Here is a 17,685-nt window from a genome sequence, read left to right as displayed (position 1 = left end):
GATTAGTCCCTGGCATGGAAGCAAGGGCGACACCTTGGTTCGTAGCTATCTTTCTCTCCCAGAAGTACTTTTGATTGATCGGCTACAGTGCGGTAAGAATAGGCTGCCGGACTGCCGCAACGTACGCAGATCGCATTTACTTTGGTCACCAGTTCTGCAATGGCCATTAGATTTGGCATTGGTCCGAATGGTTTACCACTGAAATCCATATCTAAACCAGCAACGATCACACGGATCCCTCGTTGTGCTAAAATATTGCAAACCTCAGGAAGGTTCTCATCAAAAAACTGAGCTTCATCAATCCCAACAACCTGTACATCGGTATTCAATAAAAGGATGGCAGCGGAGTTGTCTACCGGAGTAGAAGGGATGGAATTTCTATCGTGGGAAACCACATCACGATCATTATATCGGGTATCAGTGGCAGGTTTGAAGATTTCTACTTTTAGTTTAGCAATGGTTGCACGCTTTAATCTTCTTAACAATTCTTCCGTTTTACCTGAAAACATAGAGCCGCAAATTACCTCTATACTCCCGCAAAACTCTCCTCTTCTGTAATTTTGTTCGCTGAATAACATCTATGATTGTGATCTTTATAGCCTACTAATATCGAAATTTTGTAGTACTTTTGAGTAGCAAGTTACCAACATAAAACATCAAATCTGACGTTATTTACCTATGATGAACCAAGAAGATATTTTTAGAAAGATAGGCCTGATTTTAGAAGAGCTTCAAGATCAATATGACTATTTGGCGAGAAACCAGCAACAGTTAAATGAATTAGAGCTGGAACTTTTTATGGCCAATGCCAACTTTTTATCAGATCATGTTCAGATTGTCAGGAAGTTAAATAGTGCGAAAACTGTTAAGGAAATTCCTGCACATGCAACTCCGGATCCGATTGCTGAAGATTCAGATTCCGGGAATCAAAAAAGCTGGGAAAATCTAGCTGCTGTTCAACAGCACTATAGTCATTCCGAAACTAATACAGTCACGGAAAATACGCCTGAGGTTTTATCAGAAGTGTTGGAAACTGAAGTGCCAGTAATTGCAGAACGTCCGGAAGCTTCTACTTTTGAGTTCATTCTGAAAGATCTTGGGGCTACCGATAAGTTTGAGTTCGAAGAGAAATCTGTGGATGATATTTTTGACCGCCCTTTGAGTCCGGAAGAAGAGCAGATCATTGCAGAAAAGAAAAAATTAATCGCCCAGGAAGCAGCGGAAGAATTTGCTAAACTACAACCAGTATCCAGCACTGAAATTGAGGAGGAAGATGAGCTCGGTCCAGAACCATTTTTAGTGGCGAAAGCGGAAGATGTTGTTCCCCCTGCAAGTACTGAATTGCAACCAGACCCGATTGCAGAGAGAATTGCAGCGGATCAGGCAGCTGCAGAAAGGGACGCTGAAGTTGAGGCGGAAAGAATCGCAACTGAACAAGCAACAGCAAGAATTGCAGCGGAGCAGGCAGCTTCAGAAAGAGCCGCTGAAGTTGAGGCAGAAAGAATTGCAACCGAACAAGCAACAGCAAGAATTGCAGCGGAGCAGGCAGCTGCAGAAAGAGCCGCTGAAGCTGAAGCAGAAAGAATTGCAGCAGAAAAAGCAAGAGCCGAGAAAGCAATTGCAGCGCAGCTGGTATCGGAACCGATCATTACAGAAAAGATCGTCATTGCAGAAAGCACAACTCATGCGGAAGTTGAATCAGTTGAGGCACCAGCAAAGCCATTGTCGCTCAACGAGCGTTTGGCGAGTCAGTTGGGAACCAACCTCAATACCAACAATTCAGACCCACAACGAAATACGCTAACCGACTTAAAACACGGCATTAATCTAAATGATAAAATGCTGTATATAAAAGACCTGTTTAACGGTTATAACCTCGCTTATGCGGAAGTCATAGATCTGTTGAATAAGATGTCTGATTTCAAGACTGCGGATACCTTCTTGCAAAACAACTATGCAGAAAAGAACAACTGGGCTTCAAAATCGGCAACGGTGACTAAGTTTTATGAATTGTTACACCAGCGTTTTCCTACTAAATAAAGCCCATTCGGTTAGAGTCCAGCTTTAAGAAGATAAACAACAATACGGTGAAACTCCATAGGGAGGAACCACCATAACTGATAAAAGGTAAAGGAATTCCAATCACAGGAATGATCCCGATGGTCATTCCTATATTGATGAACACGTGGAAAAAGAGAATACTAGCCACACAATAGCCGTATACTCTGGAAAAGGTAGAACGCTGTCGCTCGGCAAGATTGATGATTCGCAGCAGTAGAAACAGGTATAGTGTAATCACGGTAAAGCAGCCTACAAAGCCCCATTCTTCTCCTATAGTCGAGAAAATAAAGTCGGTACTCTGTTCCGGTACATAACCATATTTGGTCTGCGTACCTTCTAAAAATCCTCTTCCGGTAAGCTGTCCTGATCCAATGGCAATTTTAGACTGAATCACATTGTAACCCGCGCCTTTAGGATCCGTTTTAAGACCCAACATGATTTCAATCCTGGTTCTCTGATGAGGCTCTAAAAGTCGCTCATAAGTGGCTTTTACCAGGAACAAATAAGCAACCGCGATTACAGTGACGATGATACAGGAGATCATCACCTTGTGTTTTCTTCTGTTTTGATAGATAAACAGTCCACCTATGGCAAGGATGAGTGGGATTAATATCTGTGCAGGAACCAGGAAATCGGCAATAAATAAGACGATCATTCCTAAAAAGATCAGTAGGAAATAACCTGAAAGACCTTCCCTGTAGAGTGGGAACATGAAGGATAAAAATACCAATGCGGACCCCATATCCGGTTGTAATAGAATTAAAAACAAAGGAATTCCGACGATTACAGCGGCAAAAAATATAGATTTTACATCTCTGAATTTAGGATTAAAGGTACTTACATAACGTGCAATCAATAGTGCTGTACCGAATTTTGCCAGCTCGGATGGCTGGAGCCTAAAGCTTCCCAGTGGAATCCAAGCCTGGTTTCCTGCTACTTTCCTTCCTACAACAAGCACGGCAACGAGCAGTAACATGGTGAGGCCATAGACTATTGGGGAAAAGACGCTGAAAAACTTGGCATCCAGTAATAGGATGGAAAAGCCAAGGATAAGTGCGGTAATGATATAGATCAGTTGTTTACCATATTTGGCAGCAAAGCTAAATTCATTGGCTACAGATTCATTGAAAATGGAAGCGTAAATGTTGACAAACCCAATGCTACACAAGGCTACATAGAGCAGGATCGTAATCCAGTCTACATTAAAAAAGAATCGGTTGCCTTGTTGTGTCGTCATTTATTTTGTGGGTGTGATTGGTTTAACGGTACTGATTCCTGTTTTTACTGTTGCAGGTGCAGTGATAGGCACATGCGCAGGTGCTGGTAATATTTTAACCGGGCTCAATGTTTTTTGCGCCGAATCTTTTTTCAACGAATCGGTTAATATTGGTTTTACTTTTAATTTTGGCTTTTTTGGCTCAGGTAGAATGACCTGTTTTTTCATCCATTCTACACCGGCTCTTTTATTTACTGCAATGCTATCTTTCAGGTATTTTTCTGCGATATAACTGGCAATTGGGGCAGCATAGGTACTTCCGTAACCTGCATTTTCCACAATTACCGCAATGGCAATCTTTGGATTGTCACGAGGTGCAAAACCGATAAATACCGAGTGATTTTTTCCACGAGGATTTTGAACGGTTCCTGTTTTACCACACATCAGAATATTATCAATCGCTGATTGTCTGGCAGTACCCCATGGCGCATTTACGGCATCCTGCATACCATCAATTACAGGCTCAAAATGTCTGGCATCAACACCCACATAGTTTTTGCGGGCATATTCTTTTTTGATCACTTTGTTTTCACCAATGGCTTTAATCAGGTGGGGTTTTACATAATAACCTCTATTGGCGATGATAGCCATGATGTTTGCCATCTGTAATGGAGTCGCATCCATCTCTCCCTGGCCGATTCCTAAGGAAATCACCGTGGTATAACCCCAGCGGTTGCCGTATTTTTTGTTATAATGATCAGAGGTATATAAGTTTCCGGGACGTTCAGCAGGAAGATCTACACCTAGTTTCTGACCAAGCCCAAACTTGCTTACCCGCTGTTGCCATTCGTCGTAGGCGACCCGTTGGTTTTTGAATTTCTTTTGCTGCATGAGTCTTTGGAATACATACAAGGCATAAGTATTGCAGGATCTTGCCAAACCTTTACGTAGGGCGATGTTTCCATCTACGTGCTCACATTTCACCTTATGGTTTCCTGCCATATAATAGCCAGGACAGTTGAAAGTGGTATTGGGATCAATTACACCTTCTTGCAAACCTAGTAAGGCATCGAGCGGCTTAAATGACGATCCAGGTGAATAATAACCTTGTATCGGACGTACCGTAAATACCCGGTTTGGATTTTTCTCCTGATTGATCAGATCCATGTAATTGTTACCCTGCTGACGACCTACCATTAGGTTAGGATCGTAACCGGGACTACTCACAAAGGCCAGGATTTCTCCGGTAGCAGGTTCAATGGCGACAATACTACCCACTTTATTTTTCATGAGTTGCTCACCAAGCTTCTGAATGCGAAAATCCAGGGAAGAAACTACTTTTTCTCCGGATCTGGCCAGGGTATCAAATTTTCCTTCGGCATAACTGCCTTTAGGTACATTATGGGCATCATAAAGCATGTTAATGATGCCTTTTTCACCACGAAGCACATCATTATATTGTTTTTCTACTCCTGCTTTTCCAATATAATCACCGGGACGGTAATAGCCGTCACTTTGTTCAATATCTTTCTTGGATACTTCTTTCACATAGCCAAAGAAATGACCTGCGGCACTGTCAGGATAATACCTAACGGTTCTGCTTTGCACAAAGAATCCTGGAAAACGAGAAAGCTGCTCAGATAAGGAAGCATATACTTGTACAGAAAGTTGTTTCTCAAAAATACTGGGCTGGTACCTGGATTGCACAGTCGCTTTATTGAAACTCTTCTTAAAGCGTTTCATATCGATGCCAATGATGTTAATCAGGGAGAGGGTATCAAATTCTTTCACCTGGTTGGGAATCACCATCAAATCATATACAGGCTCATTCTGAACCAATACTTTATCATTTCTATCGAGAATTACACCTCTTGCAGGGAAGGTATATAGCTTGCGCAGTACATTACTTTCCGCAGAAAGGAAATACTTGTCGCTGGCCACCTGGATATAAAAAAGTGTCCCTAATAAAATTAGGCCAACCACGATAAATAAACCCTGAATAATGTACTTACGGTTAAACAGATTGTCCATTAGCGTGCCTTCCTGTTATAGAATATAAATTCTATGAGTATGATTAAAAATAAAGTAAAGATAGCGCTCAATAAACACCTCAATAAGGTGTATGAAAATTCTGTTAAACGGAATGTTTCCAGGAAAAACACCACCAGGTGATGGGCAAAGGTACAAAGGATGGCATAAATGCTAAACCATTTGAATCCCATATTTCCAAGGGTAGGTTCCGGTTCGTCGAAATTGTCTTTGTTTACGGTGACTGTGATAAAAGAGATCCTGACAAATGCCAGGGCCACACATGCGGCGGTATGCACGCCCAATGTATCATAAAACGCATCCAAAGTTAAGCCCGTTGCAAAAGCAATCAGGTATAACAGGAGGTTAGGTATTTTAAAGGGCAGTAATAGTAAAAACAGAATATAGACAAAGGGGGTGGCCAGGCTGTAAAAGCTCAGGTTTCTGAGTAATAAGATCTGAATAAAAAGAAGTAAGAACCATCTGAAGATGTTTACCAATATTATTTTACTGTTCATTCGGCAATTTTGATTCTAAAGCTTTCTGTTCCTCTGCTAATTTGTCTTTGATGACATACACATATTGTAAGGTACTAAAATCATTGAACAGATCGATTTCGATCGTCATGAAGTTATCTCCTGTGGATATGCCTGTATTGCTCACTCTACCTACTAAAATGCCTGGAGGGAAGCGGGAGAAACCTGAAGTCACTACCGTATCTTTCAAAGCAATTTTGAAGTGGTTGGGTACATCTTTGATGTAGGCCTTCCTGTAGTCAAAATTCTTGGTTCCCCATACTAAGGTACCCAAGGCATTATTTTTCTTAAGGGTTACACTCACCTTAGTGTCTTTATGTAATAAAGATTCAATGGTGGCAAGGTGGTCTGAAACATCTCTGATGTAGCCTACTACGCCTTTCCCCGCAGAGATCACCGCCATACCACTGGCAATGCCATCAGCAGTACCACGGTTAATTGTGATGATGTTATTCCTTAGTGTGATCGAATTTTTGATCACCCTGGCAGAGAGGTAGGTGTATTGAGTTTTGTTGAGCGTGTCTTTAACGACCACATTTTTCGAACTATCGATACTGCTAAGTGCAAGAAGTTCTGTTTTTAGCTTGGCATTTTCGGCAGCTAAGCTATCATTTACATCCCCTAGATTGAGGTATTTTTTTAATACATTCAGGTTTTTGTAGGCGGTACCAACTACTTCATTGGTGGAGTTGACAGTTACGCTACGCTGATAGGAGTTGTTACTCACTGTCAGATAAATTCCAATAGTAAAGAAAATGATAAAAAAGAAAAATGCGTTGTATCTGTTTATAAAAATCCAAAGGTTACGCATACTTTTCGATTCGGGGTTTTAGTTTGTAAACTGAGTTTAAGTTTTAAGCATCCTTAAAGGCCTTGGCCGGGAAATACATAAAACTTAAACTCAGGGTACTTTTTATTGCATTAAGAATTTATAACCACCAATGTTTTTCAGGGCGATACCTGTTCCACGTACTACTGCACGAAGTGGATCTTCGGCAACGTGTACTGGAAGTTTGGTTTTTGCGGCTACACGCTTATCTAAACCGCGTAATAGCGCACCACCACCTGTCAGGTAAATACCTGTCTGGTAAATATCTGCAGAAAGCTCCGGAGGAGTAATCTCTAATGCTTTAAGAATTGCTTCTTCAATTTTCGAAATAGATTTATCCAGACAATGCGCAATTTCAGTATAAGAAACGGTGATTTGTTTTGGTACACCTGTCATTAGATCTCTTCCCTGAACGGCGAAATCAGCTGGTGGATCAGTAAGTTCCGGCAATGCCGCACCCACTTCAATCTTGATTTTTTCTGCAGTACGGTCACCGATCATGATGTTGTGCTGACGACGGATGTAATTTACGATGTCCGAGTCAAAGTTGTCTCCGGCAACGCGGATCGACTGGTCGCAAACGATACCAGATAGCGCGATTACCGCGATCTCAGTAGTACCACCACCTATATCAATGATCATGTTACCCATCGGCTCTTCTACGTCAATTCCGATACCTACGGCAGCTGCCATTGGCTCGTGAATCAGGTAAACTTCCTTCGCACCTGCAATTTCTGCTGAGTCTCTTACTGCACGTTTCTCTACCTCAGTGATACCAGAAGGGATACAGATTACCATTCTTAACGAAGGGAACATCCATCCTTTACCACCATTCAGCATGCGGATCATTCCTTTGATCATCGCTTCTGCGGCATTAAAATCGGCAATTACACCATCTTTCAGTGGTCTGACTGTACGGATGTTATCGTGCGTCTTCCCTTCCATTTGCATGGCCTGACGACCAATAGCGATGATTTTGTTCGTTTGTCTGTCGAAAGCAACAATGGATGGTTCATCCACTACTACCTTGTCATTATGTATAATTAGAGTGTTAGCCGTACCTAAGTCGATAGCCACCTCTTGTGTAAACCAATTAAATAAACCCATTTATTAGGTGATAATTTAAGTATTAAAAATTCTGTATACTATAGTAATGTAAAACTACGTCTTTTTATTGTATTCGCAGTTAAATAAATTAGTGTTTAAAATGTCTAATACCCGTGGTAACCATTGCGATGCCCTTCTCATTTGCCATATTGATGGAGTCAGCATCTTTAATAGAACCACCTGGTTGTAAAACTGCAGTAATACCTGCTTCAGCTGCGATTTCAACACAATCCGGGAAAGGGAAGAAGGCGTCTGATGCCATTACTGACCCTTCCAGTGGGAAGTTGAATGCATTTGCTTTCACGATGGCTTGTTTCAGGGCGTCAACTCTGGACGTCTGACCCACACCGCTCGATAGCAACTGGTTGTTTTTTACAAATACGATGGTATTAGATTTGGTATGTTTAACAATTTTATTGGCAAAGAAAAGATCTTTAAGTTCTTCAGCAGTAGGCGCTTTATCCGTTACTGTAGTCATTTGATCTGCATTTTCAATGATCAAATCTTTGTCTTGTTCAATCACACCATTCAATAAAGTTTTGAATTGTTTTTTGCTCAATTCTACTTCATTTCTCTGTAAGATCACTCTGTTCTTTTTCGCGCGGAAAAGCTCAACAGCTTCCGGTTGGTAAGATGGTGCGATTAACACTTCGAAGAATAATTTGTTGATTTCAGTAGCTGTTGCTAAGTCAATTTCGCGGTTAGCGATCAATACGCCACCGAAAGCACTTACCGGATCACAAGCCAATGCCGTATCCCATGCTTCTTTGATGGTTGCTTTTGAAGCTACACCACAAGCATTGGTATGTTTTAAGATGGCAAATGTAGGTTCTTCGAATTCATCGATTAAAGCGACAGCAGCATCTACGTCAACCAGATTGTTATAAGAAAGCTCTTTGCCATTCAATTTAGTGAACATGGCATTTAAATCGCCATAGAATACACCTTGTTGGTGTGGGTTTTCGCCGTATCTTAATACCTGAGCAGTATTGATGCTTTGTTTGAATACATTAAGCGGCTCTTCCGTATTGAAATAGTTGAAGATGGCCGTATCGTAGTGAGAAGAAGTATGGAAAGCTTTTTTCGCATAAGCTTTACGCTGTGCAATTGTAGTTTCTCCTTCTTGTTCTTCTAATTGATGTTGTAAGGTTGTGTAGTCGTCTTTTGAAGCAAGAATCACTACGTCATTGAAGTTTTTAGCAGCTGCTCTGATTAGAGAGATACCACCGATGTCAATTTTCTCAATGATTTCTTCTTCAGAACCACCAGCTTTTAGTGTTTCTTCGAATGGGTATAAATCCACAATAACCAGGTCGATTTCAGGGATTTCATATTCATTGATCTGCTCCTGATCTGAAGTCAGGCCTCGTCTGTTTAGAATACCACCGAAAACTTTAGGGTGTAATGTCTTTACCCTGCCTCCTAAAATAGAAGGATAACCTGTAAGGTCTTCCACTGCTGTAACCGGCAGATTTAGGTCTTTAATAAATTGTTCGGTACCACCAGTAGAAAATAACTGGACACCCTGTTTAGCTAACAGGCGAACTAAAGGTTCTAAACCATCCTTGTAATAAACTGAAATTAAAGCGTTTTTGATCTTTATCGATTGACTCATTAGAGAAAAATTTTGAGCCGCAAAAGTACCCATTTTTCTTTTAATGTCAAATGCTTATTTGCAGTATATTAAAGGAAGATTATCTTTCTAATCCTGATGCTCTTTTTTGCGTCGTTTTTAGAAAGAAATCAAGCCTGTTTTACTGCTATTTTTTGATCTTTTTGATGATCGACTCTACTACGCGTGGATAATGGTTGTGTTCCAGTTGCTGTCCTTTGAATTTGATCATTTCCAGGTTGTCGTCTTTTTCGATCTTGTATTTTGCCTGGTAAATGTATTCTCCTTCATCGTAGTTCTCGTCTACATAATGAATGGTAATGCCACCTTCAGGTTCATTTGCAGCCATTACAGCATGGTGTACGTGATCACCATACATGCCTTTTCCACCGAATTTAGGTAGGATAGCAGGGTGAATGTTGACGATACGTCCTGGATATTCCTGAATCAGGTTTTTCGGGATCAACCATAAGAAGCCGGCCAATACGATCAAATCGATTTCCAGATTTTTCAATAAGCCAATGATCTTGTCTGTATGGTAGAACTCATTCCTGTCGAAGATATGAGAAGGGATCTCGAAATTATCTGCACGTTGTAATACGTAAGCGTCTGGATTGTTGGTCAATACCAATGCGATTTCAGCTTCCGGGTGGTGTTTGAAGTGCTCCATTAGTTTCTGGGCATTAGAACCCGAGCCTGAAGCGAATATTGCGATGCGTTTTTTCATAGGTGCATTTGTTTAAGAGAAATCAAGCTGGCTCTGCCATATTAAGGCTGATCATATTTTTTCAAAAATAGTATTTTAAGGCTTCATTGGAAGCTTTTTGTTGCTTTTTGTCTTTTTTGGCTGGAAGGAGGGAAGTTTGGGCTGGCAGACAGGTGAAAGTGTCTGGGTTGTGGTCGGGTAGTGGTGCAGGTTCGAAAGGGGGACCGTACAAGGATAGTAGGGGTTGCTGTGAGGTTGCTGTAGTGTTTAGGATAGGAGACCCTATCCGAACTCTTGCTCAACTGTTAGCAAAGGCAGCACACTTCCTACCTCATACCAAAGCAGTACCAGGCGCTTTACTACCCTTTTCCTGGTTTTTCTATTTATGTCGATTTTTCTGCTACCTTTGTCGCAGAATGCAAAACAGCTGTAGAGCTAGTCGCATTCTCAATAGCGGATGCTTGATCAGGAATTGAAATTTTTAAATATGCTGGCCTTTCTAAAGTATTATAAATCAATAAATAAGATTTATTGAAAATATTTACGAGTTCATTTTGCATATTAAAAACATTAATTCTATATTTGCAGTCCGAAAAAAAGGAAAAACAAAAGGCTGGTAGCGGTTGGGTTTGTGCCCAATATTCTTGAAAGCTTTAAAAGGAATATTATAATATTGAAAAATGGCAAATCATAAATCTTCGTTAAAAAGAATTAGAGCAAACGCAACTAAACGTTTACGTAACAGATATCAGGCAAAAACTACTCGTACCTTTATCAAAAGGTTACGTGCTGCTGAAGATCAAAAAACAGGAAAAGAGTTATTACCGAAAGTAATCTCTATGTTAGATCGTTTGGCTAAGAAAAATGTTATTCACAAGAATAAAGCAGCTAACAACAAATCTAAATTGACTAAATTTGTTAATGGCTTAAAATAAGCATAGCTTTACAATATTATAGACGGGACTGCGTAAAGCATGTCCCGTTTTTTTGTTTATGGCTATATATGAACCGAGAATAGGAATTAAACAATGGGCAGAAGCAGATCGGCCCCGGGAGAAACTAATGCTTCATGGACGTCGGCACCTCAGCGATGCGGAGCTGGTGGCGATATTGATTGTTTCCGGGAATGCCGAAGAGTCTGCTGTAGATTTGAGTAAGCGGATTTTGGCTTCCTGCAATCAGGACCTGGATGCTTTAGGGCGATTGAGTGTTCAGGATTTGTGCAAGTTCCGTGGGATAGGCGAAGCGAGGGCCATCTCGATTATTGGGGCATTGGAACTCGGCCGCAGGCGTAAACCTGGTAGCACTGAACTGACAAAGATCACAAGTTCCCAGGACTGTCACCAGGAACTTTCTCCGGTGATGACCGATTTAATACAGGAAGAATTCTGGATTCTACTGCTCAACAGAGCCAATCAGGTGATCGCGAAACATCAGGTGAGTAAAGGTGGTTTAACGGGAACGGTAGCTGATCCAAAAGTGATCTTTAAGATTGCATTGGAGCATAATGCGGCTTATGTTGTACTGGCACATAACCATCCTTCCGGAAATTTAAAACCCAGCGAGGAGGATCTTCAGCTCACCCGTAAATTGGTTTCGGCAGGGAAATTATTAGATCTCTACATCCTTGATCACCTAATTATTACAAACAAATCTTTCTTTAGTTTCAATGACGAAGGCTTAATTTAGCCTTCATGAAGAAAATCATTCAACTCAGTATTGCTTGCTTGGTCCTGGTCCTGACAGCTCAGGCACAATCCGGAAAATCATTTAATGTGATGTCTTATAACATCCGGTTAAATGTCGCTTCTGATGGTGTAAATGCCTGGCCAAACCGCAAAGATGAGGTTAAGGCCTTGGTTAGATTTCATGATGCCGATATTCTATGTGTGCAGGAAGCCTTGCCGCTACAGGTAGATCAGCTGTTGGAAAATACGAATTATGCGATGGAAGGCGTAGGCCGAGAAGACGGAAAACGTGCGGGAGAATTTTCGGCTATCTATTACGATAAATCCAGATTTAGCAGGAAAGACGGGGGTACTTTTTGGTTATCGGAAACACCAGATCGACCTTCTAAAGGATGGGATGCCGCCTTGAATAGGGTTTGCTCCTGGGTGAGGCTGTACGACCGCCTCAATAAAAAGGAATTTCTGGTCTTTAATACCCATTATGATCATATTGGCGTGCAGGCAAGGATTGAATCTGCCAGGTTAATCAAGAAGAAAATACAGGAAATTGCGCCGACTTTGCCAGTGGTGCTGACCGGAGATTTAAATGTAACCCCTGAAACGGAAGCCATTGCGACGATTAAATCTTTCCTCATAGATGCTAAGACTGCTGCTATTGAGCCGGCTTATGGTCCTGAGGGAACTTTTAATAACTTTAAGTTCGACAGCCCTTTAAAAGATAAGATTGATTACATCTTTGTGAACAAAGGCTTTAAGGTGCTCAAGTTTGGTGTGTTGTCTGATAGTAAAAATTTAAGGTATCCATCAGACCACTTACCAATTATTGCCCGTTTATCTTTCTAAGAGGTTTACACCGACGGCATTATTTTATATCTTTGCATTTTATACTGAACATATAACATGAAGATATCATACAAGTGGCTCACACAATTCCTGACAACTGATAAAACTCCTGAAGAACTTTCCTTAATCCTGACCAATATCGGGCTGGAAGTAGAAAGTCTGGAAAGCGTACAACCGATTGCAGGTGGTTTAGAAGGATTGGTGATTGGACATGTCATCAGTTGTGTGCAACATCCTAATGCGGATCGTTTACGCGTAACTACAGTAGACGTAGGCACCGGAACAAATATCCAGGTAGTTTGCGGTGCACCAAATGTTGCCGAAGGCCAGAAAGTGGTTGTGGCTACCGTAGGTACTACCGTTTATCCAAATGAAGGTGAACCTTTCAAGATCAACAAATCAAAGATCAGAGGGGAAGTTTCAGAAGGTATGATCTGTGCAGAAGATGAAATCGGACTGGGTGTTTCCCATGATGGAATTATGGTGCTTCCAACAGAGACCGTAGTAGGTATCACTGCCAAAGCTTATTTCAATCTGGAAGATGATTATTTGTATGAAATCGGATTGACGCCTAACCGGGCAGATGCGGCTTCTCATTTAGGTATAGCAAGAGATTTAGCGGCTTATTTACGTTTGCCCTTGACCATGCCGGATGTTGCTGCTTTTAAAACAGCAAATGAAAGTCTGACTATTCCGGTAACTGTGGAAGATACAGAAGCCTGTCCAAGATATAGCAGTGTTTCTATTTCTGGGGTAACGGTGAAAACTTCACCAGATTGGTTGCAGGATAAATTGAAAATTATCGGCATTCGTCCGATCAACAATATCGTAGACATCACCAATTATGTGTTGCATGAATTGGGACAACCCTTACACGCTTTCGATGCCGATCAATTAACCGGCGGGAAAGTGATCGTAAAGAAATGTGCAGAAGGTACTCCTTTTGTAACGCTTGACGGGGTAGAACGCAAGCTTTCAGCAGATGATCTGATGATCTGTAATGCAGCAGCGCCAATGTGTATTGCCGGTGTATTTGGAGGTGAAAATTCAGGGGTAAGGGAAACTACAACCAATATCTTCCTTGAAAGTGCTTATTTCGATGCTAAATCGGTACGTAAGACTTCAAAAAGACACAGTCTAAAGACTGATGCCTCTTTCAGGTTTGAGCGTGGTACCGATCCGGAGATCACGGTTTACGCCTTGAAACGTGCCGCATTATTAATTCAGGAATTGGCTGGTGGAGAAATCTCTTCTGCTGTTTCTGATATTTACCCTACGCCGGTAGCCGCATTTGATGTGGAAGTAAGCTACAACAATATCAATAAACTGATTGGTGTGGAGATTCCTCATGAAGAGATTAAAGCAATCATTACTTCATTGAGCATGGAAGTGGTTGCGGAAACGGTGGAAGGTCTTTCTTTAAAAGTACCAACTTACAAAGTAGATGTCACCCGTGAATGTGATGTTACGGAAGAAGTATTGAGGATATACGGTTACAATAACATTGAGATTCCAAGTAAGGTGAATGCTTCTTTATCATACGGTACCAAGCCGAATAAAGAACAAACACAACATGTAATTGCAGATATGTTAACTGCAAACGGATACCTGGAGATCTGGTGTAACTCACTCACTAAAGGTGCTTATTCTAAAGTACCGGAAGAAGCAGTTCAAATCCTGAATCCACTGAGTTCGGATCTGAATGTGATGCGTCAGGGCTTGTTGATGCCTGCTTTAGAAAGTGTAGCTTACAACCTAAATAGAAAAACAACAGATATTAAGTTTTATGAATTTGGTAAAACTTACCACCTGATCAATGAAAAATATGTCGAACGCCCACGTTTATTGATTGTATTGTCTGGATCTAATCAATCTGAACAATGGAATCACAAGCCATCACCAGTAACTTTCTATAATTTGAAAGCGGCTGTCGATGCAGTAATCGGACGTATGGGGATCACCAATTACCAGTCTGAAGAGGTTAGTGATGAGAACTTCGCTTATGGTTTAAAATATTTCCGAGGCGATAAAGCGATTGTAACTTTTGGTGCGGTGACTGCGGCTGATCAAAAAACTGCCGATGTGGAGAAAGATGTGTTTTACGCAGATTTCGACTGGGCATTGCTATTGGATATCATCAAAAAGAATAAAATTGTAAACAAGGAAGTATCGAAATACCCAGCAGTAAGAAGAGATTTATCGATGTTGGTAGACTTGGATGTGACCTTTGATCAATTGAAAACTATTGCTTTTAAAACAGAGAAGAAGCTGATTAAGAGCGTACAGGTGTTCGACGTTTACGTTGGAGATCGCTTGCCGGAAGGAAAGAAATCTTATGCGCTAAACTTCACTTTGCAAGACGAAGAGCAGACCTTAACCGACAAGCAAATTGATGCGGTGATGCAAAAGATTATTTCTAACTTAGCGCAAACAGCAAAAGCGGAAATAAGAAAATAATTTATTGCTTTTATATATTTTTTAGATTAGTACAAAAACTTTAATAACATGTCTTCGGTTGCCGATCAATTAAACTCCGTATTGCAAAAAACAGCTCGTGTAATAGAGCTTTGTAATGCCTTACAGGAAGAAAACGATTTATTAAAGCAAGAAAATCAATCTCAAAAAGTGTCACTGGATCAGGCTAAAATTCAGCGTGCAGACCTGGAAGAAAAGCTTCGTGTACTCAAATTAGCGAAGAGTATTGAGGGTACAAGTGAAAAGACACTTGATATAAAGCAAAAAATTAACGATTTTGTGCGTGAAATAGATAAGTGCGTGGTCTTACTGAAGAAGTAAGAAAAACAGAAAAAGTGAAACAAAGCTAAGAAATGGGAGAAATCTCTATAAAAATAACTATTTCCGATCGTATCTATCCTTTAAAGGTAAATACGGAAGAGGAAGAAATTGTGAGGCGGGCAGCAAAGATTATCAATGAGCGCATAAAAGACTATCAGGAAAATTATGCAGTTAGGGATAAACAGGATTTGCTTTCTATGGCAGTGCTGCATTATGCAACAGCAGTACTGAGGGTAGAGAACAAGGTCCAGGATCAGGATACTGTAGTCGCCGAGAAGGTAGAGGAATTGGATAGTTTATTAAATGATTTTTTCTCCAAATAGGATCGTTCTTTATATGAGTTAAGATTAGCACAAAGATATAGCCGCAGCTAGATTTTTGAGTTTCACAATTTTAAAAACTTAACACTTCAATATTTATAGAATTAAGAGGGTGTATTTCATCTACATTTATGTACCTGAAAATGACTTAAATTCTAATTATAACTCGTTGAGGTTTTTAATACGTGGGACTTTAAGAATTCAGTTGCGGTTTTTTTACAGGCAAAATTTACGTTGTCAGGATGGGAGAGGGATACAATCAGTTGTTCTGCCCGAAAGACAAGGGAAATATATAAATACAGATGAATTAAAATGGAAATAGTAGGAATAATTGGATATGTACTGGCCGGCCTAGTTGTTGGCGTTGTAGTAGGTAGATACCTGCTGCGCACCTTGCTTAAAAACCAGGAGATTGCCGCACAGACCAAGGTAAAAAAGATGCTTAAGGATGCAGAAAGTAAAGCTGAAATTCTAAGGAAAGACAAGTTACTGGAAGCAAAGGAAAAGTTTTTACAATTGAAGTCTGAGCATGAGCAGGAAGTAAATACAAAAAACAACCAGATCAATCAGCGTGAAAACGCAATGAAGCAGAAAGAACAGTCTGTAAATCAGCGTTTGGAGAACATGAACCGTAAGGAGCAGGATCTGGACAACACCAAAAAGAACCTGGAGAAGCAAACGGAAGTAGCAATCAAGAAACAGGAAGAAGTAGACCTGTTGAAAAATCAGCATGTGAAACAGTTGGAAACCATTGCCGGTCTTAGCGCTGAAGAAGCGAAAAACCAATTGGTAGAAAACATGAAGCAGGAAGCCCGTACGCAGGCGATGATTCAGGTGAAAGATATCGTGGATGAAGCCAAACTAACCGCGACGAAAGAAGCGAAAAAGGTGGTGATTCAAACGATTCAACGTACTGCAGTAGAAGCAGCGATTGAAAATACAGTTTCGATCTTCCATATTGAAAGTGATGAGATTAAAGGTCGTGTAATTGGTAGAGAAGGACGTAACATTCGTGCTTTAGAAGCCGCTACAGGAATTGAAATCATTGTTGATGATACACCGGAAGCGATCATTTTATCAGGTTTTGACCCGGTAAGAAGAGAGATTGCCCGTTTGGCATTACACCGTTTGGTAACCGATGGTCGGATTCACCCGGCACGTATCGAAGAGGTCGTTGCTAAAACAAAGAAACAAATTGAAGATGAAATCGTAGAAATCGGTGAACGTACCGTGATCGATTTACAGATTCATGGTTTACACCCGGAATTGATCAGAATGGTGGGACGTATGCGTTACCGTTCTTCTTACGGACAGAATTTATTACATCACTCTCGTGAGGTGGCTAATTTCTGTGCGACGATGGCTGCTGAATTAGGCTTAAATGCTAAAATGGCGAAACGTGCGGGATTATTACACGATATAGGTAAAGTACCTGATGACAATCCAGAATTGCCTCACGCAATCTTAGGAATGCAATTGGCGGAAAAATATAAGGAACACCCTGAAATTTGTAATGCCATTGGTGCTCACCATGACGAGATCGAGATGACTTCTATGATTTCACCAATCGTTCAGGCATGTGATGCCATCTCTGGTGCGCGTCCAGGTGCCCGTCGTGAGGTCGTAGAAAGCTATATCAAGCGTTTGAAAGAACTGGAAGAACTGGCACTTTCTTACCCTGGTGTAGAGAAGACTTTCGCGATTCAGGCAGGTAGAGAACTTAGGGTAGTGGTAGAAAGTGAAAGAGTAACGGATCAGCAGGCAGAATTGTTAGCAGCCGATATCTCTAACCGCATTCAAACAGAGATGACTTACCCAGGTCAGATTAAAGTCACAGTAATCAGGGAAACCAGATCTGTTTCTTTTGCGAAATAATTGACAATTAAGGCTTAAGCAATTAAGCACAGTAATATTTAAAATGAAAGCGGTGGAATTATCCATCG

Annotated in this window: 17 protein-coding genes; 8 read left to right on the top strand and 9 right to left on the bottom strand. The window is 40.9% G+C overall.

Annotated elements, in window-relative coordinates:
* Positions 1 to 2: 2 nt before the first annotated feature.
* Positions 3 to 578: a thymidine kinase gene (locus tag GM920_RS11105; protein WP_182957046.1), complete on the bottom strand. Its 576-nt coding sequence runs from the start codon at positions 576 to 578 to the stop codon at positions 3 to 5.
* 100 nt (positions 579 to 678) lie between these two features.
* On the opposite strand from GM920_RS11105, the gene GM920_RS11100 reads away from it, so the two are divergent.
* A complete protein-coding gene (locus tag GM920_RS11100; RefSeq protein WP_182957043.1) occupies positions 679 to 2,040 on the top strand; it encodes a hypothetical protein in 1,362 nt (453 codons plus the stop codon).
* Here GM920_RS11100 and rodA read toward each other — a convergent pair.
* The 8 genes from rodA to GM920_RS11060 all read right to left on the bottom strand — a co-directional run bounded on the left by rodA (position 2,033) and on the right by GM920_RS11060 (position 10,655).
* Complete coding sequence (gene rodA / locus GM920_RS11095) at positions 2,033 to 3,298, bottom strand: rod shape-determining protein RodA (protein WP_182957041.1); 1,266 nt, start codon at positions 3,296 to 3,298, stop codon at positions 2,033 to 2,035. The genes GM920_RS11100 and rodA overlap by 8 nt on opposite strands.
* Positions 3,299 to 5,308, bottom strand: a complete 2,010-nt coding sequence (gene mrdA, locus GM920_RS11090) for a penicillin-binding protein 2 (protein ID WP_182957038.1) — start codon at positions 5,306 to 5,308, stop codon at positions 3,299 to 3,301. It abuts the gene before it with no gap.
* Positions 5,308 to 5,823 carry a rod shape-determining protein MreD gene (locus tag GM920_RS11085; protein ID WP_182957035.1) on the bottom strand — a complete coding sequence of 172 codons (516 nt, stop codon included), beginning with the start codon at positions 5,821 to 5,823 and terminating at the stop codon, positions 5,308 to 5,310. Before GM920_RS11085 ends, mrdA begins: the two co-directional genes overlap by 1 nt.
* On the bottom strand, positions 5,813 to 6,652 hold the full coding sequence (gene mreC, locus GM920_RS11080) for a rod shape-determining protein MreC (RefSeq protein WP_182957033.1): 840 nt from the start codon (positions 6,650 to 6,652) through the stop codon (positions 5,813 to 5,815). The genes GM920_RS11085 and mreC overlap by 11 nt, the downstream gene beginning before the upstream one ends.
* A 102-nt stretch (positions 6,653 to 6,754) precedes the next feature.
* A complete protein-coding gene (locus tag GM920_RS11075) occupies positions 6,755 to 7,777 on the bottom strand; it encodes a rod shape-determining protein (protein ID WP_008246482.1) in 1,023 nt (340 codons plus the stop codon).
* 88 nt (positions 7,778 to 7,865) lie between these two features.
* Complete coding sequence (gene purH / locus GM920_RS11070; protein WP_182957031.1) at positions 7,866 to 9,392, bottom strand: bifunctional phosphoribosylaminoimidazolecarboxamide formyltransferase/IMP cyclohydrolase; 1,527 nt, start codon at positions 9,390 to 9,392, stop codon at positions 7,866 to 7,868.
* Positions 9,393 to 9,537: 145 nt separating this feature from the next.
* Positions 9,538 to 10,116 (bottom strand): phosphoribosylglycinamide formyltransferase, encoded by a 579-nt coding sequence (gene purN / locus GM920_RS11065; protein WP_182957029.1) that lies wholly within the window; start codon positions 10,114 to 10,116, stop codon positions 9,538 to 9,540.
* 362 nt (positions 10,117 to 10,478) lie between these two features.
* On the bottom strand, positions 10,479 to 10,655 hold the full coding sequence (locus GM920_RS11060) for a hypothetical protein (RefSeq protein WP_182957027.1): 177 nt from the start codon (positions 10,653 to 10,655) through the stop codon (positions 10,479 to 10,481).
* 120 nt (positions 10,656 to 10,775) lie between these two features.
* Here GM920_RS11060 and rpsT point away from each other — a divergent pair, with 120 nt between their 5' ends.
* The 7 genes from rpsT to rny all read left to right on the top strand — a co-directional run bounded on the left by rpsT (position 10,776) and on the right by rny (position 17,617).
* Positions 10,776 to 11,030 (top strand): 30S ribosomal protein S20, encoded by a 255-nt coding sequence (rpsT, locus tag GM920_RS11055; RefSeq protein WP_062550312.1) that lies wholly within the window; start codon positions 10,776 to 10,778, stop codon positions 11,028 to 11,030.
* 58 nt (positions 11,031 to 11,088) lie between these two features.
* On the top strand, positions 11,089 to 11,784 hold the full coding sequence (gene radC, locus GM920_RS11050) for a RadC family protein (protein WP_182957026.1): 696 nt from the start codon (positions 11,089 to 11,091) through the stop codon (positions 11,782 to 11,784).
* Positions 11,785 to 11,789: 5 nt separating this feature from the next.
* Positions 11,790 to 12,626, top strand: a complete 837-nt coding sequence (locus GM920_RS11045; protein WP_182957024.1) for an endonuclease/exonuclease/phosphatase family protein — start codon at positions 11,790 to 11,792, stop codon at positions 12,624 to 12,626.
* Positions 12,627 to 12,683: 57 nt separating this feature from the next.
* The gene (pheT, locus tag GM920_RS11040) at positions 12,684 to 15,083 is read left to right on the top strand and encodes a phenylalanine--tRNA ligase subunit beta (protein WP_182957021.1); all 2,400 of its coding nucleotides are present in this window, start codon (positions 12,684 to 12,686) and stop codon (positions 15,081 to 15,083) included.
* Between the two features lie 48 nt (positions 15,084 to 15,131).
* Positions 15,132 to 15,422: a hypothetical protein gene (locus GM920_RS11035; protein WP_182957018.1), complete on the top strand. Its 291-nt coding sequence runs from the start codon at positions 15,132 to 15,134 to the stop codon at positions 15,420 to 15,422.
* Positions 15,423 to 15,454: 32 nt separating this feature from the next.
* On the top strand, positions 15,455 to 15,745 hold the full coding sequence (locus GM920_RS11030; protein ID WP_062550307.1) for a cell division protein ZapA: 291 nt from the start codon (positions 15,455 to 15,457) through the stop codon (positions 15,743 to 15,745).
* Positions 15,746 to 16,054: 309 nt separating this feature from the next.
* On the top strand, positions 16,055 to 17,617 hold the full coding sequence (gene rny, locus GM920_RS11025) for a ribonuclease Y (RefSeq protein ID WP_182957015.1): 1,563 nt from the start codon (positions 16,055 to 16,057) through the stop codon (positions 17,615 to 17,617).
* Positions 17,618 to 17,685: the final 68 nt, after the last annotated feature.

Origin of the sequence: Pedobacter gandavensis (assembly GCF_014172405.1) — a bacterium.
Taxonomy (GTDB): Bacteria; Bacteroidota; Bacteroidia; order Sphingobacteriales; family Sphingobacteriaceae; genus Pedobacter; species Pedobacter gandavensis.
Note: the sequence above shows the minus strand (reverse complement) of the source record. Positions and strands in the feature narration are given on the sequence as shown.